The organism is Empedobacter sp. ULE_I140, assembly GCF_053482575.1.
This window is the reverse complement of the sequence record NZ_JBQMTX010000001.1, coordinates 2,047,410-2,066,392: the sequence shown is the minus strand read 5'-3', so window position 1 is coordinate 2,066,392 and position 18,983 is coordinate 2,047,410. Positions and strand designations below refer to the sequence as shown.

The 18,983-nt window shown below is 30.6% G+C and carries 18 protein-coding genes; 5 read left to right on the top strand and 13 right to left on the bottom strand.

Annotated elements, in window-relative coordinates; all coding sequences use genetic code 11:
* Positions 1-22: 22 nt before the first annotated feature.
* Together ACTS9J_RS09855 and ACTS9J_RS09850 are read left to right on the top strand one after the other, a co-directional pair.
* A complete protein-coding gene (locus ACTS9J_RS09855) occupies positions 23-859 on the top strand; it encodes a hypothetical protein (protein WP_291047555.1) in 837 nt (278 codons plus the stop codon).
* Positions 859-1,467: a class I SAM-dependent methyltransferase gene (locus ACTS9J_RS09850; RefSeq protein ID WP_291047553.1), complete on the top strand. Its 609-nt coding sequence runs from the start codon at positions 859-861 to the stop codon at positions 1,465-1,467. Before ACTS9J_RS09855 ends, ACTS9J_RS09850 begins: the two co-directional genes overlap by 1 nt.
* A 34-nt stretch (positions 1,468-1,501) precedes the next feature.
* Here the strand turns inward: ACTS9J_RS09850 and ACTS9J_RS09845 are convergent, their stop codons facing one another.
* The 4 genes from ACTS9J_RS09845 to ACTS9J_RS09830 all read right to left on the bottom strand — a co-directional run bounded on the left by ACTS9J_RS09845 (position 1,502) and on the right by ACTS9J_RS09830 (position 5,751).
* The gene (locus ACTS9J_RS09845) at positions 1,502-2,257 is read right to left on the bottom strand and encodes an acyl-CoA desaturase (protein WP_286496360.1); all 756 of its coding nucleotides are present in this window, start codon (positions 2,255-2,257) and stop codon (positions 1,502-1,504) included.
* Positions 2,258-2,778: 521 nt separating this feature from the next.
* Complete coding sequence (locus tag ACTS9J_RS09840; protein WP_219035105.1) at positions 2,779-3,642, bottom strand: hypothetical protein; 864 nt, start codon at positions 3,640-3,642, stop codon at positions 2,779-2,781.
* The gene (locus tag ACTS9J_RS09835; RefSeq protein ID WP_349679587.1) at positions 3,643-4,242 is read right to left on the bottom strand and encodes a hypothetical protein; all 600 of its coding nucleotides are present in this window, start codon (positions 4,240-4,242) and stop codon (positions 3,643-3,645) included.
* 334 nt (positions 4,243-4,576) lie between these two features.
* Positions 4,577-5,751 (bottom strand): IS3 family transposase gene (locus tag ACTS9J_RS09830; protein ID WP_260392374.1). Its coding sequence is split into 2 segments (ribosomal slippage): positions 4,577-5,484 and positions 5,484-5,751, totalling 1,176 coding nucleotides; the frame shifts between segments, so codons are not numbered across the junction.
* Positions 5,752-5,951: 200 nt separating this feature from the next.
* Between ACTS9J_RS09830 and ACTS9J_RS09825 the strand changes: the two genes are divergently transcribed.
* Positions 5,952-6,407 carry a DUF4442 domain-containing protein gene (locus ACTS9J_RS09825; RefSeq protein WP_286496307.1) on the top strand — a complete coding sequence of 152 codons (456 nt, stop codon included), beginning with the start codon at positions 5,952-5,954 and terminating at the stop codon, positions 6,405-6,407.
* Between the two features lie 353 nt (positions 6,408-6,760).
* Here ACTS9J_RS09825 and ACTS9J_RS09820 read toward each other — a convergent pair whose 3' ends face one another.
* Complete coding sequence (locus ACTS9J_RS09820) at positions 6,761-8,242, bottom strand: aminotransferase-like domain-containing protein (RefSeq protein WP_291069759.1); 1,482 nt, start codon at positions 8,240-8,242, stop codon at positions 6,761-6,763.
* 86 nt (positions 8,243-8,328) lie between these two features.
* On the opposite strand from ACTS9J_RS09820, the gene ACTS9J_RS09815 reads away from it, so the two are divergent.
* Both ACTS9J_RS09815 and ACTS9J_RS09810 read left to right on the top strand, forming a co-directional pair.
* On the top strand, positions 8,329-10,188 hold the full coding sequence (locus ACTS9J_RS09815; protein WP_291049283.1) for a TonB-dependent receptor plug domain-containing protein: 1,860 nt from the start codon (positions 8,329-8,331) through the stop codon (positions 10,186-10,188).
* 126 nt (positions 10,189-10,314) lie between these two features.
* Positions 10,315-11,301, top strand: a complete 987-nt coding sequence (locus ACTS9J_RS09810; RefSeq protein WP_219035158.1) for a lipoate--protein ligase — start codon at positions 10,315-10,317, stop codon at positions 11,299-11,301.
* Between the two features lie 413 nt (positions 11,302-11,714).
* On the opposite strand, the gene ACTS9J_RS09805 is transcribed toward ACTS9J_RS09810, so the two are convergent.
* The 8 genes from ACTS9J_RS09805 to ACTS9J_RS09770 all read right to left on the bottom strand — a co-directional run bounded on the left by ACTS9J_RS09805 (position 11,715) and on the right by ACTS9J_RS09770 (position 18,901).
* Positions 11,715-12,347, bottom strand: coding sequence for a response regulator transcription factor (locus tag ACTS9J_RS09805; protein ID WP_125349324.1), 633 nt, complete (start codon positions 12,345-12,347; stop codon positions 11,715-11,717).
* Between the two features lie 3 nt (positions 12,348-12,350).
* Complete coding sequence (locus ACTS9J_RS09800) at positions 12,351-14,621, bottom strand: histidine kinase (RefSeq protein WP_448353172.1); 2,271 nt, start codon at positions 14,619-14,621, stop codon at positions 12,351-12,353.
* 122 nt (positions 14,622-14,743) lie between these two features.
* A complete protein-coding gene (locus tag ACTS9J_RS09795; protein WP_291049288.1) occupies positions 14,744-15,337 on the bottom strand; it encodes a hypothetical protein in 594 nt (197 codons plus the stop codon).
* A gap of 296 nt (positions 15,338-15,633) precedes the next feature.
* Positions 15,634-16,194 (bottom strand): hypothetical protein, encoded by a 561-nt coding sequence (locus ACTS9J_RS09790; RefSeq protein ID WP_147279990.1) that lies wholly within the window; start codon positions 16,192-16,194, stop codon positions 15,634-15,636.
* Complete coding sequence (locus ACTS9J_RS09785) at positions 16,191-16,373, bottom strand: YqaE/Pmp3 family membrane protein (protein ID WP_038330492.1); 183 nt, start codon at positions 16,371-16,373, stop codon at positions 16,191-16,193. The genes ACTS9J_RS09790 and ACTS9J_RS09785 overlap by 4 nt, the downstream gene beginning before the upstream one ends.
* Positions 16,370-17,041 (bottom strand): NAD(P)H-binding protein, encoded by a 672-nt coding sequence (locus ACTS9J_RS09780; RefSeq protein WP_115000417.1) that lies wholly within the window; start codon positions 17,039-17,041, stop codon positions 16,370-16,372. The genes ACTS9J_RS09785 and ACTS9J_RS09780 overlap by 4 nt, the downstream gene beginning before the upstream one ends.
* Positions 17,042-17,044: 3 nt before the next feature.
* A complete protein-coding gene (locus ACTS9J_RS09775; protein WP_038330496.1) occupies positions 17,045-17,923 on the bottom strand; it encodes a flavin reductase family protein in 879 nt (292 codons plus the stop codon).
* 9 nt (positions 17,924-17,932) lie between these two features.
* On the bottom strand, positions 17,933-18,901 hold the full coding sequence (locus ACTS9J_RS09770) for a fumarylacetoacetate hydrolase family protein (RefSeq protein ID WP_448353171.1): 969 nt from the start codon (positions 18,899-18,901) through the stop codon (positions 17,933-17,935).
* Between the last annotated feature and the right edge of the window lie 82 nt (positions 18,902-18,983).

Here is an 18,983-nt window from a genome sequence, read left to right as displayed (position 1 = left end):
TTTTTTAATTCTACTTTCTATCGTGCTCAATATAGAGACGAATATCAAAATTGGTTTACCGTTTAATTCAATTGCGTATTACGCTTTTATTAGCACCATTACCGTATTGTTTTATTTGTATGCCTACAGAATTCCAAAATCTTTAAAATCATCAAGTAATCCAAGAACTCAGTTTTACATTACTCATCGTAAATCTGTTTGTATTTATACCGCTATTTTAGCCGTAATCGCTTTAGTTTCTGGAATTATTTTAGCGATAAATTGTTTACCGAATTACGAAATATTAACTTGGAAATGGTTGGCTGTTTTATTTTTTACGACAGTTTTATCCTTTGGTTATTATGATTTAAAATTAGGAATTTCATTACGTAAAACGATGTTGTTAAAACCATTTTTAATTGGCTGGACTTGGGCGATTACAACCGTTTTTTTACCTGTTTTATTTTTGATGTTGAAGAATGAAACGCATTATGTCATTGATGCAAAATTCTATTTTCTATTTTCTCAAACCTTTATGTATTGCGTTGTGAATGCGATTTTGTTTGATTTGAAAGATTATGAAGATGATAGCAACCGAAATTTAAAAACCTTTGTTGTAAAATATGGTTATCATTTTACGTTAAACCGCATTATTTTACCCTTAATATTTCTAGGATTTTTGAGTTTTGTAATCTTCGGAATATGTTATGGATTACCACTTCACCGCATATTGTTTATGTTAATTCCGATTGTTTTTTTAGCTATTTTCGCCTTTAAACTCAATCGTCCAAAAGCCATATTATATTATTTAATTGCGATTGATGGAATGATTTTGTTGAAAGCAATTTGTGGAATTTTAAGCGTAATTTTATTCGAATAATGAATTACAATTTTATTGCGCCATATTATCATTCATTGAGCCAGTTGATTTTTTTAAATCGTCAACATCAAGCTCATTTTGTGATTTTAAAATATTTGAAAAAGAATGATAAAATCTTGTGGGTTGGAGGAGGAGCGGGAAAATTTATCGCTGAAATAGAAAAGTTAAATCTAAAATTGGATATAGATTATGTTGATTTTTCTTCGAAAATGATTGATTTAGCGAAAATAGAAAAAACGTCGAATTTAAATATAAATTTTATTGTTGCGGATATTTTTGATTTCGAAACGGATAAAAAATATGATGTGGTGATGACTACTTTTTTGTTTGATCATTTTAATCAATCCAAAGCAGAAGAATTATTTAGTCAATTAAATTCGTATTTGAAAGTAGGAGGTTTGTGGTTTTATGTTGATTTTGTACAAAATCAGAAAGGTTGGCAAAAAAGTGTGACGAATGTGATGTTGAGCTTTTTTAGAATTGTTATTGGTTTGGATATTTCTCAATTGCCTAAAATGTATCAAAGTTTTCTACCCAATTTTAAAATCGTCGAACACAAATTCTTTTTCAAGAAATATATAGAAAGTATCGTTTATCAAAAGAAATAAAAAAAGCGATTCAATTTATTGAATCGCTTTTATTTTACATATAATCGGTGTCTAATTTACCTTTTTTGAACTGAATGATATTCATTTTATTCATTGCCCAAATGCATGGATACATTGGATCGAATTCCCATTTCTTAACTGCGAAATTAGGACGTCCGCCAAATTTATGGTGATTGTTATGTAAACATTCTCCCCACATTAACCAGTCAATCGGCATCAAGTTTGTCGAAGTATCTCCAACATCGTAATTACGGTAACCTAATTTGTGTGAAAACCAGTTGATGATTACACCATGTAGTGGGCTCATCAAAACTTGCATCGGAATGAATACAAAATACGTCCAAAGTGGAGCGTCAACAGCAACATAAATTAATATGTAAATGATTACCCAAGCTAAACGTACAGCATTATTTCCAGCAAATCTATCCCAAGAACGCCAAGAAGGAACACCTTTTTTGAATTTTTCTAAAACTTGTGTTTTATCGTGGTCAATTTCGTTGTAAACAATACGAGTTCTCCACATCATCGCAAAGAAATTTGGATCATATTGTGGCGAATGTGGATCCTTTTCTGTGTCTGCATACGCGTGGTGATGTCTGTGCATAACCCCGTATGTATAGGGACTTAGATAAGATGAACCTTGAAAAATCCACGCTAAAACGTGAAATATTTTTTCCCAAGCTCTTGACATCGTAAACATTGCATGTGATGCATATCGGTGATGAAAAAAAGTTTGGAAAAATAAAGAAGCATACCAATGTATAACAAAGATAATGATTACTGCTGTCATTACTAATTTTAAATTTTTACAAATATAATCGCTAGGATTGTGAATTCCACTAATTAAAATCATAGAACTCATAAAATTATTGATTATTTATAATGAAAAAATTTAATTTTTAATAGACTTTAATCAAATAAATTATCCATTTGTTAGTAAGGTTTTTACGTGTAAATATTTAATACTAAATGCATTGATTAAATAAATGTTAAAGTTACACACCTAAATAAGCAATTATTTCTCTTGCAATTGCTGCACCAGCTCTATTTGCACCCATTGAATGGGCAAGCCTTCTCTCACACGTTTATCTACAATTGCTACGGCTTCTTGCCCTAATTCTTCGGTGAATTTGTTATCTCTAAAATCGAGTGATCTTCTTTTTACCTATGTTGCATCGGTAGCTTTTGAGATTTCGTCTAATAATTGAACGACTTCCAATCACAACGATATCAACTTTGTAAAATAGTTCTGAATGATTCATTTTATAAAGCTAATTAAAAGTATTTGTAAAGTCATGTGAAGAAATCGTTTTATTTGGTTTTCTTCTGAATGCGATATGTAAATAGTGAAACTTTACATCCCCAAAGTTTTAGAATTTGAATTGCTTGTAAATGATTATCTTTTTCTTTTACAATTAATTGATCGGTAAATGAAGATATAAATTGAGCCCAATAATTGTGTTTAGCATCATTCAATAAAAAGTAGAAACCAGCATCTCCAAATTGTTTTCCGCTCGAATCTAAAATCAATTCATTCTCATGACTGACTCTAGGACTCATAATAACTGTTGCATTGCCTTTTGGTAAAGGAAAAACAGCTTTGATACAGGTTTTGCCAGAAGGAAGTGTACACGTCCCGTAAATTCCCGAATAAATAACTTTACCCGAAGTTTTGAATTTTCTCAACCAAATGGTATAAATAATTTCGTTGTTTTGCGGATGATTTAGTGTGATAATTTCACTTACTAAATCTTCAGATTGCGCGATATTTTTTGTCGGAATATTTAATTGATTAATTCGCTGACTAAATAATCGGTTGACCAAATAACCAAAAAATGAAAAATAAGGATTCCATTTTACATTGAATTCTAAATCATAATTTGCTGTAGATTCATAAAAATCGATCACTTTTTTTGGTAGAATTTCAAGTTGATTATCAGTGAAATTCAATTCATGAATAGATCTTAATAATCCTTTTGAAGTTGAATTTCGAGTGACAATTAAATTTTCATTTTTTGCTAATTGATAAATAAACTCTTCGCCAATTCCGTTCAATTCTCCGAAAGGAGCAATCAACCACGGATAATCTGTAGGATTAATTTTTCTTCCCCAAAGAATCACCCATTGTTGCGTAAACCAATCCTGAAATTTTTGCATTGTAAAAGCTAAATTCATCTAAATATTTTCTTTTTTTGGAAGAAAAGATTCGCAATTATTCCATTGTCCATGTTCAGAAATTGGTTTAAACCGGAGAGTTGTAAATTCAAAATGAAAATCCTTTCGATTACGCTCTTTCATTGCGTTAGCGTGTCTTTTTGGATCAGATATTTTGCTATGTCCATTTACCATATTTGTCATTTCTAATTGAGATTTCCAGATCGAAAATGTCGAAATAATATTGGGATATCGAATAGAAGCCAAAGAAAGTGTTGTGCCTTTGTGATCACGAACTAATTTCTCGACTAGTCTTCCCCAGCGCAGAAAACGAGGAATTTCTGTGTATTTCATTCGCGCAATTGTTACCGCAACAACAGGCTCATTTGTCATATTTACCTCGATATTTTTTGTCGGAATTTGAAAACCAGAAATATTTCCCCATTGTCTCAAAAAATCTAATCGAACATGCCAGCCTTTCGTCAAAAGTTTTCCGTATGAATTGGATTTTAGAAAATTTTCGAGTGATTTTTCATCTTCCCATTGTGCAAATACAATAATAGTTTGATTGAAAATCCTTGTTTTCGAAAAAATGGGCGAACCTAATTTCATTGTGGACATCGTTTCGGAATGTTTCAAACCATTTATTTTATTTGTTTTCAAAGGAAAAAACATCAATTTAAAAGCTTGAAAATAGCTAAGCTTTGCGATATGATACGAGAAAATATTCATCTATGCAAAATACTATTTTAAAAATGAAAAGATGAAGTTGTCATTAAATATTTTGAAAGGAATTTCAAGAAAATTAAATATCAATATATAATGTTCTCTTTACTTAGTTGAGGTAGTTTTCATATTTAATCACTGTTTATAAAAAGATGAAATAATTAGAAACTTCTAATTTGATTGACAATAATTTGTACTGTGGATATCCCCCTGAATTTTCCAGTGTAAGTTAAGCTACATTTTTTAAAAATTGTAAATTATTATTAAACTCAAAAATAGTTTTATAATTCAAAGCTTTATGTCTTCTATTTCTGTTATACCAAATTTCAATATACTGAAAAATTTGTTTTTTCATTTTCTCTCTTGTAATTAATTTATTTCCATAAATCATTTCAGTTTTTAACGATTTAAAGAAACTCTCAGCCACAGCATTGTCCCAGCAATTCCCTTTCCTTGACATGCTACGGATAACACCATAAGAATCAAGCGTATTTGCAAACTTCTTTGATGCATATTGTATTCCTCGATCAGAATGAAATAGCATTCCTTTTTTTATCGTTCTATTCTTTATAGCCATACGCCATGCTGATAAAGTTGTATCTTCAGTACTCATCGTATTGCTCAAACTCCAACCAATGACCTTTCTATCATATAAATCGATAATTGTTGTTAAATATAAAAATCCTTCTTGAGTTTGAATATAAGTAATATCTGATACCCATTTCATAGAAGGTTTTGAAGCGTAAAAATCTCGATTAAGAAGATTATTTACAGTTAAATAATTATGTTTAGAATTTGTTGTAACTCTAAACTTTTTACTTAATTTACTTCTTAAACCAAGCTCTTGCATATATTTAGCAACTGTTTTAACTGATATTCTGTAACCTAAAGCATTTAATTCTGAATGAATTCGAGGACTTCCATATCTCTGCTTGAATTTAAAATATAGATACTTTATTTTATCTAGCATCAAATTTTTTCTCAAAAGTCGATTGGAGCAACCTTTATTTTTCCATTTATAATAGCTGCTGGAGTGGATTTTTAAGATAATACACATTTTCTCAATCGGAAATTGGCAATCGTGATTCTTTATAAATCTATATTTCATCGACCGTTCTTGGAGAAAATGCTGATTGCTTTTTTTAAGATATCACGTTCTAATTCTGCATCTTTAAGCTTTCTTTCTAATTCAACTATTCGCTCCTGTTCTGGCGTTAGTTTTAAATTACCTTTTCCTGGAAAACTATTGGATCCGTATTCTTGATAATCTTTGCGCCATTTGTATAATAAGGAGGCTTTTATTCCAAGTTCCCTTGCTAATTCCGATATATTACTTCTTTCATAACTCAATTCTACCGCTCGTAATTTAAATGAAGCATCGTAATGATTTTTTATTCCTTTCATAATTGTAAGATAAGTATTATATACCTTTTCTTACTCTGGAACTTTCGTTAGGATATCCAATCGATGAATTGCATCTTCTCCTCCTAGTAGAATAAGGCGTAATGAATAAATAACTTTAGAATTAATTTCTTCAATAATTGAAGAAAATCAAATAAAACATTTACTTTTATTATATTAACCCTTTTTGATATAATGAGAATATGAACAAAGAATTTTTTAAAAATATACTGACAACTCAAATTCCGATTGCGTGGATTGCTGGAGTTCGTTTGGAATCGTGGGAAGAAAATAAAGTTTCGATACGAGTAAAATATGGATTCCTTAATCAAAATCCGTTCAAAAGTATGTTTTGGGCGGTGCAAGGAATGGCAGCAGAATTTTCTTCTGGTTTGATGGCAAATGCTAAGATTTCTAAATCAGGTGAAGATATATCGATGTTGGTTTTGGGAATGCAATCGAAGTATTTGAAAAAAGCTATTGGTAAAATTGTGTTTACTTGCGAAGATGGAGAAAAAATAGACGCAGCTATAAAAGAAGCGATCGAAACGAAGAAAGGTGTATCGCTAAATGTGACAAGTAGAGGCGTAGACGAGGAAGGAGATATTGTTTCAGAGTTTCAGTTTACGTGGACATTCAAGTTGAGAGATAAAAAATAATGAAACCAATACTTAAAACATTTTTAATTTCTGTACTATTTAGTTTTATTGTTTCTTTTGTAAGTTGTTTAGTATTATTTCTTCACGAATCCTACAAAAGTTATGGTTCAATTCGTATTGTAAATTTTTCTAGTGTTATGTATTTTATAATTCAGTATTCATTTTTAGTTGTTTTACAGTTGATTATACTTAATTTTTTGGTTGGAATTATGCTAAAAAAATTCAAAATCAGACTATCAAAACAATTTATAATTTATGCTTTTTTAGCGTTGATTTATTTTATAGGAATTAATTATTACATTGATTTTAGATTAATTGTAATTAATCCTACATAAAAATATAAAGGCTGAAATTTATTCAGCTTTTTTTGTGATTTCTTGTTTCAAAATTGAAATTACTTCATCTATTTCTTCAAAATTTAGATGCGCAAATCCAAGGCGAATTCCAGTTTGATGTTGGGTTTGATATAAAATTGTTTGTGGAATAAACAATTCATTTTTTAAACAATTTCGTTTTAATTCCATTAAATTTATAGGTTGATTAAAATTAATCCAAACAGCTAAACCTCCATTTGGACTAGTAAAACTGATAAAATCATTTAATTCCGTTTTCAATTTCTGACAAAAATAATCGCGTCGTTCTCGATAGGTTTTACGATGTTTTTTTAGGATTCGATTTATTTCACCTTCGCTAATCATTTCACCTAAAACTTGTTCGATAAATGGATCAACCTGTTGATCAAGAATTGATAAGTGTTTCTTCGCTTCAAGAATTAGATTTTTCGGTGCTACAATAAATCCAATTCGGTAACCTGGTGCAAGATAATGACCAAATTTTCCAGTATAAAGAACCATTCCATTTTGATCCGAACTTGCCAAAGGTAAAATTGGATGATTGCTGTAATGGAAATCAAAATCGTAATCATCTTCCACAATTGCAAAACCAAATTCCTGCGAAAGTTGTAGTAATTCAACTCTTCTTTGCGAACTTAATGTAACCGTTGTAGGATAATGGTGATGCGGTGTAACGTAAACAATTCGTATCGGAAATTGCTCGCATAATCTTCTTAAATCGTCGGTGTCAATTCCAAATTGATCCGTTTTTACTTGTTTGATTTTAGCAAATTGTGTCTGAAAAATCATGTTACTTTTATAGTAACTTAAATTTGCGACAGCGACAAAATCATTTTGTTTTAATAGAATTTCTGCGATCAAAAAAAGTGAAATTTCTGAACTTCTCGTTACCAAAATATTTTCTTTCGAAATATGTAAACCTCGTGTTAAATTGAGATAATTCGCTAAATTCTTTAAAAAATAATCATTTTTGGACTGATTTACTTTTGAAATTGAAGTTTTTCGTTTTAAAATAGCTGAATATAATTTAGCAGGAAGTTTTAATTCTGCTAACCGATGATCGATTGTTCCATCTGTTAAATATAATCGTTGATTAAAATTTTCGTACGGATTATCCAAAAGTATCGATTGTTCAAATTGAAAACCCGTTTTATCAGGATACAAATTGATTGAAAACTGTTTTGGAACAATCGTTTTCTGAAACTTTTGAGAAGATTGACTCAGTACATAACTTCCTCTATTTGGAACGATTTCTATCCAACCTTGGGCTTCAAGTTCCTGAAAGCTATTGACAATCGTATTGCGATGAAGCGTTAAAATATCACTTAACTGCCTCGTTCCAAGTAATTTTGTGCCGCTTGGAATATAACCTAATTGTATTGCTTTAGCCAACTGATTCGCTAATTGAAGGTAAATTGGTGTATCCGAATTACGTTCGATTTCGATAAAACTTTTGTATGGTATTTCAGCCGGACTATTCATTATCTGTAAACTGGTATATTATGGCAGATCGGAAAGGTACTACTTTTGCGTCAGATTTAACTCAATTAATTAAATAATTAGTAAAAATGAAGAAGATTACTATGGTATTGTGTTTAGCTGCACAAAGTATTTTTGCACAAAATGTGAATGATACCATTGCGATAGGTGAAGTTTCTATTTTAGATAACCGTCTGAATACGCCACTTTCTAAAGAAAATAGAAACATTTATGTATTAAGTAAATCAGAAATTAACAAATTACCTGCACGTTCTTTACAAGATGTGTTGCAGTATGCATCTGGAATAGATTTGCGTCAACGTGGTCCATTCGGAACGCAAGCTGATATCTCGATGGATGGTGGAAGTTTTGAGCAAACATTGATTTTGTTGAATGGTGCAAAAATTATGGATCATCAAACAGCTCATAATGCGCTAAATCTTCCCATTCCACTAGAGGCGATTGACAGAATTGAAGTGGTACGTGGTCCGGCTGCTCGTGTTTATGGAAATAATAGTTTGACAGGTGTGATAAATATTGTCACGCGTCAACCAAAGAAAACAGGAGTTTATGCGAATACTTATTTTGGAACAAATTTTAAGAAAGATAGTGAAGATACGGACGATACCTATACAAGTAGAGGTGTGCAACTTGGCGCGAATTTGGCAAAAGAAACGCATCAACATCAGTTGTATGTGAGTCACGATTGGGGAAATGGATACCGATACAATACAGCATACGAAAACAATAAATTGTATTATCAAGGAAACTTTCAGTTTGATGATGCAAATAGTTTAGTTGCTTCGTATGGTTATGTGAAAAATGGTTTCGGATCAAATGGTTTTTATGCTTCACCTGGTGATAAAAATTCGAAAGAATTAGTTGAAACAACGTTAGTTAATATTCAGTCAAAACATAAATTATCGGATCGAATTTCGTTAGCACCACGTGTGAGTTATCGTTACAATTTTGATGATTATCGCTATTATAAAAATGATTTGAGTAAAGCACGTTCTCTGCATTACTCAAATTCTATTTCGGGAGAAGTAAATTCGACCTATCAATTGAATAAAGATCAAATTGGAATAGGAGTTGAATACCGAAATGAGCAAATTTCATCAACTAGTATCAAAAATCATACACGCGATAATGTTGGATTTTATGCGGAATATAAAACGGATATTACACCAAAACTGAATGTAAATATAGGAACGTATGTTAACTATAATTCTCAATATGGTTGGCAAGCATTTCCAGGAATTGATGCGAGTTATGCGGTAAATTCGAACTTGAAATTAATGGTAAATGCAGGTACAAGCCAGCGAATTCCTTCGTTTACAGATTTATATTTGGATCAACGACCAGGAAATATAGGGAATGCAAATGTTGAATCTGAAAAGGCATTTCAAACAGAAATTGGTTTCAAATACAACAAAAGAAATTGGACGTTTAATGCCTATTATTTTTATCGTTCGATCACAGATTTTATCGATTGGGTACGTTTAACATCTAATGAACCTTGGCAAGCGCAAAATTTTGGAGATTTGAGAACACATGGATTTAATACGAAGGTTTCATATTTAGCAAACCTTTCTGCGAACCAGAGTTTGAAATTTTCTTTGAGCTATTCTTATCTTGATCCTGAGTTTAAAAATGTTGATGATCAATACAATTCTAAATATAAAATAGAAAGTTTAAAACATCAGTTAATCAATACAATAGATTATGCAATCGGAAGAACTACTTTAAGTTTAGCGAATCGTTATAATACACGTCAATCATATAAATCTTATTGGATTACTGATGCAAGAATTAATCATTCATTCAAAAATAATTTGAGTATTTATTTTGATGCACAAAACATTTTTAATACTACGTATAACGAAGCTGGAGCCATTCCGTTGCCAACAACTTGGATGAGTTTAGGAATTAAATTTACAGGGATTTAGATGATGACAAACATTTAATATTCTCTTTAATAGTTTATATTATAAATGCGATGAGACAACTTTTTTAGGAAAGTTGTCTCTTTTTCATTCCATAAATTTCTTCCTAACTTTGCAAAAATAAATTGTATGATTATCATCGATTCGCCATCTCATGATGCGTATTTCAATATAGCTTTAGAAGAATATTTATTGTACCACTATCCAACAGAAGATATTTTTTTGCTGTATATCAATGCTCCGTCAATAATTGTCGGAAAATTTCAGAATACATTGGCAGAAATTAACTTGGATTATGTGACTGAGAATAATATCAAAGTTGTTCGTCGCATGTCGGGTGGTGGAGCTGTTTATCATGATTTAGGGAACCTAAATTTTTCTTTTCACACATTATTAGGACAGAATGATTTTATGGATTTTTCAACATTTACCGAGCCTATCATCAAATTATTAAATAGTTTGAATGTTCCTGCAAAATTGGAAGGAAGAAACGATTTGTTAGTTGATGGTAAAAAGTTTAGTGGAAATGCAAAATTGGCTCGTAATGGAAAAATGATTCAACACGGAACGATACTTTTTAATTCGGACATGTCAGTTTTAGGCGATGCATTAAAAATTAATCCATTAAAATATGTGGATAAAGCCATCAAATCTAATCGTGCACGTGTGATTAATTTGATCGAATATTTTCCAAATGAAATGACGACGGACGAGTTGAAAGCTTTGTTGATTGATGAAATGTTAGAAACAAATGAAGGAGCGACAATTTATCATTTAACAATCGAAGATTTGAATGGTATTGCGAAATTGATTGAAGAAAAATACCAAACATGGGATTGGAATTTTGGTTTTTCACCAAAATATAATTTCAAAAATGCAAAGAAAATTCCAGCAGGTTTTATTGAAGTTCACTTGGATGTAGAGCGAGGCGGAATAATTGAAAAAGCTAAAATATTTGGTGATTTCTTCGCTTCAGAACCGATTGAAGGTTTAGAAAATAAACTAATTGGTGTTAAACATAACGAAGAAGAAATTACAAAAGTTCTGAATTCTATTGATGTAACAGATTATTTTGGAAAGGTTACAGTAGACGAAATTTTAGAATTATTTCGATAAAATTATAAGCCAAATTTTTATGAAAGTTTGGTTTTTTGATTTCAATTTTACTTCTAGATAAAAAATTCTGTTTCTTCTTAAGAAATTGTTGAATCCTTTCTGGATACTTGTTTTTTTACATTTTAGATGAAAAATCGTTTTGAAAACTTACTTGATCTAATTTTAACCTTCCTATTTCTCAGTTTTTTGCAAAAATAAAGACGGAAGAGCTCACGACTTTTAGTTAATTAGTAATATAAAAAAAATCGCTTAAGTAGAGAACTAAGCGATTTTTCAATAGATGTAGTTAAGGTAATAAGAATTGGTTAGTAATCTTATTTTGGGTTGTTTAGTGGTTGAAATATAGATTGTTATTTCTTTTTCAAAATTGATAAAAATTTTAGAATTAAAATATCCCTATTTATAGGTATTTTTTAAGGTTTTGAAATCAATCCATATTCTATTGCTGATGTGATTGCTGAACTTAAATTTGATGTTTTAAATTTTTCGATCAAATTTTTTCGATGACTATCTACCGTATGTGTACTAATAAATAACTTATCTGCAATTTGTTGTGTTGTTAATCCTTGTGCAGCTTCAATTAAAACCTCTTTTTCGCGACGCGTCAATTTCGGAATCGTATTCAAACCATCTTTTTCCTTTTTACTCATCACATTTTTGGTTTGTGAACAAAGAAATTTCTTTCCATCAAAAATAGAATTAATTCCTTCTAATATTTCGTCAACAGAAGCATTTTTCTGAATATAACCCGAAGCACCTTCTTCCAAACAACTATTAATTACAGCGTATTCATTGTGTACGCTCAACATAATAATGTGCATATCAGGATATTTTTTCTTGAAAGGTTTAATCAATTCAATACTATTAGTATCCGATAAATTGATGTCTAACAAAAGAATATCAATTTCTGTTGTTTTTAAGGCTTCTTGTAATTGTTGAGCCGAAGCATAACAATCGACCACTTGTAAGTTTTGTTGATTACTCAAAATATTTCGCAAACCTTCTAATAATAAAGGATGATCGTCTGTGATTGCTATTTTTATCATAAGTTATATTTTAGGAAATTGGAACTCTATACTTGTTCCTAAATCGATTTCTGAATGTATATTTAATTGTCCTTTTAAAAATTGAATGCGTGATTGAATATTATGTAAACCTGCTGATTTCGTTAGTTTTGTATTATTCATGTCAAAGCCTTTCCCATCATCTTCAACGGTTACAGAATAGTTTGTCTCATCTTCTACAAATTGGATGATAATTTGTGCTGCATTTGCATGTTTAATGGCATTATTTACTAATTCTTGAATGATACGATAGACCAATAATTGATTTTCTTTGTCAAGAGAATTAGTATAGCTCAAAAATTGAACATCAATATCCAATTGTTCATTTGACATTCGGATTGCATATTCTTTTAAGGCTTCTTCCAAACCATATTTCAACAACAAATCTGGCATTAAATTATGTGCTACACGACGCAATTCATCAACTGCTCCATCTAATTGATGAATGGATTTTGCCATATCCTTTTTAGAATGATTGTCAATTTTATCGTTGAGATGCGTTAATTGAATTTTTGTTCCAGAAAGTAAGCCACCTAAACCGTCATGTAAATCACGTGCAAGACGAGCACGTTCTTGCTCTTGACCATCAAGAAGTGCTGTTAAAGTAGATATTTTAGAATTTTGACGTTCTTGTTCAATTTCCAATTTATACAATTCTTCACGTTGTTTTAGATGTTTGTTGCGTTGTTTTAAGGCATAAAGCAAAAGAGCAAGTAAGGCGATGAAAAAGATAATCGAAAAGATGTAATATTTGTTTAATTTATTTTTGAAATTAAGTTCGGTGATATAATTAACCAATTCATCCTTTCTATTTTTATTTTCTAGTTTAGAAAGCCTTAAATTTTGTTCAGAAATCGTTAATTCTTGTGAACGTTTATCGGATTCTAATCGAGTTAATTTTAATTGTTTACGTTGAAATTCTTCACTTAATCTAGAATTTTCTAATTCTTGTTCTTGTTGAATTCCTAATGAATGCATTAGTTGAATTTGTTGTTCTTTTTTCTCAGCTTCTAATTGCAAACGAATCATTTGTTGTTGCTGACGTTCTTTATCAAACTGAGCTTCCAAACGTTTACTGATTTGCGCTTGCTCGTTATCATAAATTTCTTTGTAAGTGGAAGTGTACAATTTATAATAACGCAAGGCTTCTTTGTAATTTCCTTCACGATCTTCAATATCAGATAAACTCAAATACAGAGAAAGCAGAATATTCTTGTCTGGAATTGTATTCTCGTTGACTTTTATAAGCGAATTAAGTAAATAATTTTTTGCAGTAGAAACTTCGTTATTTTGTAAAGATAATTCTGCTAAAATACCATTAGCAGCAGCAACGTGATCGGATTGATGATTTTGTTCAGCAATTTCTTTGGCTAAATACGCATATTTGATAACTTTTACTTGATAGTTTTTGGGATAAAACTGAAGATATAAATTGGCTAGATTAATAGCTACAAACGACAAGTCTGTCGCTGTAGCCATTTCACTTTTGTTTTTATAATACGTATTTATAGCGTTAGTATAATATTTTTCAGCTAAATCTCGTACAAAAATATTTTTCTCATTTTGCATAAATTTTTGCTCGTACATGTATCCAATCGACATATAAGAAGCAAAAATTAAATTAGGATTATTTTGTTTAAGTGCTACTTCTAGAGCAAGTTTGCTGTACTTTTCTTGTAATTCATAATCATCCCATCTCGAATAAATTCCAGTCAATTCGTTATAAATAGAACTCATTCGTGTAAGAACAGTTGGCGTAACAGTAGCTTTATCTAGAAATTTAAGACCATCAATAAAGTTTTTTACAGCCTTAGAGTCTTCATTGTTTCTTAAATTCAACCATCCTTCGCAATATTTAACATATCCTTTTGTTGAATAATCAGTTGTGCGTCCGCTGTAATAAATTGCTTTTTGCAAATTATAATTTGTTGCATTCAAATTATCATCAATACGATTATTCATTACAGAAACAGCATGTAAATATGCAGCATATTTTCCATCACTCAGTTTTTCGGCGCTAGAAATATTTTGTTTCAAAACAGCGAAAGCTTTTTCTTTTTGATTATTAAATAATAAAGCTTGCGCATATTTTCCTGTTATTTCGTATCGTTCAATAGAATTAGGAGCTGTTTTATTATATTGATTCTCAAAATTAATCAGTACTTCTTGTGCATTAGCAATTCCACTAATAGCGCATAAAATGACGACTATAAGTTGAAATAAAAGATTTTTTAAAGCACTATTACTTTTTAACATATTGAGATGTTGAGTTTATTTGAGCTAATATAATGTCTTTTGTAGAATCAAAGAAACTAAAACAATCCGAAGAATGTTTTAGTTTGTACATAAGTTGAGGTAGGTTAGGATATAGATTATTGTTATTTCTTAAAATTAATATGAACGTCGAAAAATTCACCCTTTTGAAGAATTCCGTCTAAATTTCGATCAATAATTAAAGCAATATGTACTTGATCGTTGTCGTAAATATTCCAATCCATTTCAGCGTCATATTGATAAACACCTTTTAATGTCCATTTGTAAATATCCCAATTTCCAGACGTTCCAATTTTATCCACACGTTTTTCATTATTTGAAACATAATATAAATATTGATGTCCATCATACGATAAAAACGGATAATATATGACTTGGTTTTTCTCTGCAGCAAAACCACTACTAGGTTCAAAATATGGTATGCTTTCTATTTTTATTCCTTCTTGAAAATTAACATCAGCCGAACTATCAGTCACTAATGCTTGTGCAGCGTAAAACAGATTTTTCTTTTCTTGATAAGGTTTATTTAGATATTCAATACTAAATTCTTCAGGACGAAGCGTAATTGTTTGATCAGCTTGATTAATATTAAATGTTTTATTTCCTTGTTTTATTATAATATTATTAGTTGTATATTCTTGTGCATTTCCAAAAGAAGGCAAAAGACTACAAACCATTAGAACCATTATTTTTTTCATCTACTTTTCTATTCTGATAGTGCTAAATTATTTCGAAAATTCTTCAAAAAACTCACTATAATTATTGAATTTACTAGATTAAATCGTAAATAAAAGAAATAACGAATTTATTTTAACTAATGGTACAAGAATAACAACTGTGTACAAATATCAAAAAGTAGATGAAAATACGCTGGTGTTGATAGAATATCGTGATAAAAATAATGATGGGAAAGAAGATAAAATCTTAAATTATTATGAACGTAAATAACGCAAAAAGACAACTTAATTAGTTGTCTTTTTTATTAAAAATTATTTCAATTCTGAGAGAAAACAATATAATTCCCTGCTAATTTATCTTTATCAATATCAAACAAATGCAATTCAATTTCTTGTTGTATTTTCTTTAAATCATCAATTGGTATTAATATCGAAGTCTGAAAAATAACTTCTGGTAATTGAGAATCTTCTAAATAATCAATGAAAACTAAATCTCCAACATCTAAATCATTTTCATTTTTAATTTTCTGAATTGCAAAATCTAATTTTGAATACTTATTAGAAGAATATTTTGTTTGATATAAACCAAAATCTCGATTATAACTAATTGTCTTATTATTGATAATAATATTCTCTTTTCCATAAATATTCCACAGAAAATATCGAATAATAAAATAGAAAATAAGGAAGCTGATTATAGAAATTGGAATAATGAAATTTTGCGGCTCCGAATCAATTATTGAGATTAAACTAATCGGAATTGAAATCATCAATAAAATGCAAAAGAACAAAAAGAATTTTCTCCTTTTAGAAGGATTAATTTCTAAAGTGACGTACAAGTTAATGTTATCTTTTGCTATTTTATATTGATTTATCATCTATTCAATTCTTTTATTCTTGCTTTATTTCGGCTATCAAGGAGTGATGCAACAGCCCAAATTGCTGCGGGCAACCATCCAATTAAGGTAATTTGTAAGATTAAGCAAATAACGCCTTGTATTATTTTTCCTCTTAAAATGAATGATAACCAAGGTAGGAGTACGGCTAATATGATCATTGTGTTGTATTTATCGAATTAATTATTTCGTTGTAATGTAAAATTGAAACTTTATTTGATGTTGAATGCAAATCATTTTCAATAAGTGATTGAGCAACTTTTTCAGCTTCAATTGATTTATATTTAGATAAGTTTCCTCGTAAAAATATATTAATCAAAGGAAAAACTTTTGCACTGATATTCTCAGCTAAACGATATTCCGTTCGATTGCCAATTAACAAAGATGGACGATACAAGAACAATTGTTTGATAGTATTCTTTTGCAAAGTTTCTTCGGCTTCGCCTTTCATTTTTAAATAAAAATTAGACGAGTTCGCATTTGCACCAACTGCCGAAATATAATGAAACTTAGTTAGTCCTTTTTGACTCCCAAGCTTTGCAAACTGATTCGGAATATCGACTTCAATTTTATGATAAGCATCTAAATCAGGCGTCTTTTTTCGAGTTGTTCCCAAACATGAAAAAATAGAATCAATCTGCTCAATTTCATCTAAATTAATTTCTGAATTAAAGTCAGTTACGATTTCAATTAACTTTGGGTGATTGATTTGTTGAGGTTTTCGAACAATTGCGACAATAGTAGCATAATCAGGATGATTGAATAACTTTTCTAAGAGAAGAGAGCCAATTAAACCTGAGCTTCCTAAAACCAATGCAGTTTTGTTCATCGTCTAAATTTTCATCAACAACCAATACCACGCACCATTTACATCTCCTTGTTCCAAAAGTTTTGCTGCAACTTGATGACGAACCTCTGCAGATTTAAATTTCTTAATATCTAATCGTTGCGTCAATTGTTCTTTGAAATTACGAATCATTTCATTAGTTGGTAATTTTTCCACATTCCCTAATTGACCTAAATTATTGCCTGTTAAATAATTAGAATGCTTCACTTCATCAGGAAGTTGATCTATTCCCAAACCAATTGTGCGCGTAGGTTTTTCGACTTCGAAGATAGATTCCGGAATAACTCGGCAATAATAATCACCACCCATGCGAGCAACTAAATCCAAATCATAAGGCGAAACTTTATCATTTTCATCTAATAAATCCTCTTGCACATGCATGCGCACAATTTCTGCAATCACCAAATTAGCTGCACCTGGTTGATCTGTAACAGAAATTACTTCACGCACTTTACATTCAAATTGAATCGGAGACTCTGCTACACGAGGCGGTTTTACCAACTCTGAAGGTAATTCTGTAAAACCTGCTTTCTCAAATTCATTTACACCTTTTGGATATTCCACACTTGCCAACGATTGTTGCTGAACCATGTTATAATTGACAATATTAATCACACATTCTGGGTGTTCCCAAATGTTTTCTAATGTATGTTTTGTCGATCCATCTCTCATTTTTCGAAGTGGAGAAAACACGCAAATAGGTGGATTTTGTCCCATCATATTGAAGAATGAAAACGGACTCAAATTCACATTTCCATCTTTATCTACCGTACTTGCAAAGCAAATAGGACGTGGGGAAATGGCGTGTTTGAAAATGTCATCAAATTGACTTGTATTTGGCTCAAAAGATTTTGTATGTTGCATAAGTTGAGTTTATTGGGTGTAAAGATGAACAGAATTTACTAATTTTCCTAATCCTGTAACAGACATTTCGATGGTATCATTTGGTTGTAACCATTGTTCTTGATAAGCTGGATTCTGACGTTTTCCAGTGCCATTCAATTCAAGAAAACAACCTGTACCAACAGTTCCAGATCCTATAATATCACCAGGATAAAGTTTGACACCATACGAAATACGCTCGATAATCTCGGCGAAAGTCCAATGCATATCTTTGAAATTTCCATGAGAAACTTCGATATTATTAACAGAACAAGACATTTCTAAATCATAGCAATTTCCGATATGTCCTTCTTTAGGCTCAACTTTGTATTTTTCGATTTCGGTTGGAGTGACTAAATATGGACCAAACATAGAGGCAAAATCTTTTCCTTTTGCTGGACCAAGATTCAGTTTCATTTCTTCCATTTGTAATGCACGTGCGCTCAAATCATTCAAAACCATAAAGCCACCAATATATTCGTCCGCATGTTCTGCTTTGATATTGATGCCTTCTTTTTTGATGACAATTGCGACCTCAAGTTCAAAATCCATTCGATCGAAATGTTTTTCCATTGCATAAACTTTTCCTGGACCTTGAATAGCTTGATGATTAGAGAAATAGAACACAGGAAATTGATCAAATTCTGGAATCATATCCAAACCTCTATTCAACCGAGAAGTTTCTACATGTTGACGAAACGCATACGCATCTCTAAAACTTGAAGGATGAGGTATTGGAGCCAAGATTTGAGGCTCTTTTACTAGAGCTTTCTTATGTTCACCACGATTGATTTCGTTTGTAATCTGTTGACAAATTATAAGTGAAAAATCATCATCAGCTAAAATATCAATTAGGGTAGAGGGTAAGTTGTGATTAATCTGTGTCAAATCATAGATAGAGTCTTGCAAAACAAGACCTACTTTTTCTTGTCGATTGTCTAAGAAAGTAACGAATTTCATTATTTGTTGTTTGAGAGGTGAAGATACGAAGATGATTTTAATGTTGAAATAAGTGAAGAAAAAAAGAGAAAATTTATAGAAC

Excerpts from the sequence above, each read along its gene's own strand:
- ACTS9J_RS09845 (WP_286496360.1), bottom strand. The coding sequence starts at position 2,257 with ATGACAGCAGTAATCATTATCTTTGTTATACATTGGTATGCTTCTTTA.
- ACTS9J_RS09800 (WP_448353172.1), bottom strand. The coding sequence starts at position 14,621 with ATGTTAAAAAGTAATAGTGCTTTAAAAAATCTTTTATTTCAACTTATA.
- ACTS9J_RS09785 (WP_038330492.1), bottom strand. The coding sequence starts at position 16,373 with ATGATCATATTAGCCGTACTCCTACCTTGGTTATCATTCATTTTAAGA.
- ACTS9J_RS09780 (WP_115000417.1), bottom strand. The coding sequence starts at position 17,041 with ATGAACAAAACTGCATTGGTTTTAGGAAGCTCAGGTTTAATTGGCTCT.
- ACTS9J_RS09810 (WP_219035158.1), top strand. The coding sequence starts at position 10,315 with ATGATTATCATCGATTCGCCATCTCATGATGCGTATTTCAATATAGCT.
- ACTS9J_RS09790 (WP_147279990.1), bottom strand. The coding sequence starts at position 16,194 with ATGATAAATCAATATAAAATAGCAAAAGATAACATTAACTTGTACGTC.
- ACTS9J_RS09835 (WP_349679587.1), bottom strand. The coding sequence starts at position 4,242 with ATGTCCACAATGAAATTAGGTTCGCCCATTTTTTCGAAAACAAGGATT.
- ACTS9J_RS09850 (WP_291047553.1), top strand. The coding sequence starts at position 859 with ATGAATTACAATTTTATTGCGCCATATTATCATTCATTGAGCCAGTTG.
- ACTS9J_RS09840 (WP_219035105.1), bottom strand. The coding sequence starts at position 3,642 with ATGAATTTAGCTTTTACAATGCAAAAATTTCAGGATTGGTTTACGCAA.
- ACTS9J_RS09825 (WP_286496307.1), top strand. The coding sequence starts at position 5,952 with ATGAACAAAGAATTTTTTAAAAATATACTGACAACTCAAATTCCGATT.
- ACTS9J_RS09805 (WP_125349324.1), bottom strand. The coding sequence starts at position 12,347 with ATGATAAAAATAGCAATCACAGACGATCATCCTTTATTATTAGAAGGT.
- ACTS9J_RS09815 (WP_291049283.1), top strand. The coding sequence starts at position 8,329 with ATGAAGAAGATTACTATGGTATTGTGTTTAGCTGCACAAAGTATTTTT.
- ACTS9J_RS09820 (WP_291069759.1), bottom strand. The coding sequence starts at position 8,242 with ATGAATAGTCCGGCTGAAATACCATACAAAAGTTTTATCGAAATCGAA.
- ACTS9J_RS09775 (WP_038330496.1), bottom strand. The coding sequence starts at position 17,923 with ATGCAACATACAAAATCTTTTGAGCCAAATACAAGTCAATTTGATGAC.
- ACTS9J_RS09770 (WP_448353171.1), bottom strand. The coding sequence starts at position 18,901 with ATGAAATTCGTTACTTTCTTAGACAATCGACAAGAAAAAGTAGGTCTT.
- ACTS9J_RS09795 (WP_291049288.1), bottom strand. The coding sequence starts at position 15,337 with ATGAAAAAAATAATGGTTCTAATGGTTTGTAGTCTTTTGCCTTCTTTT.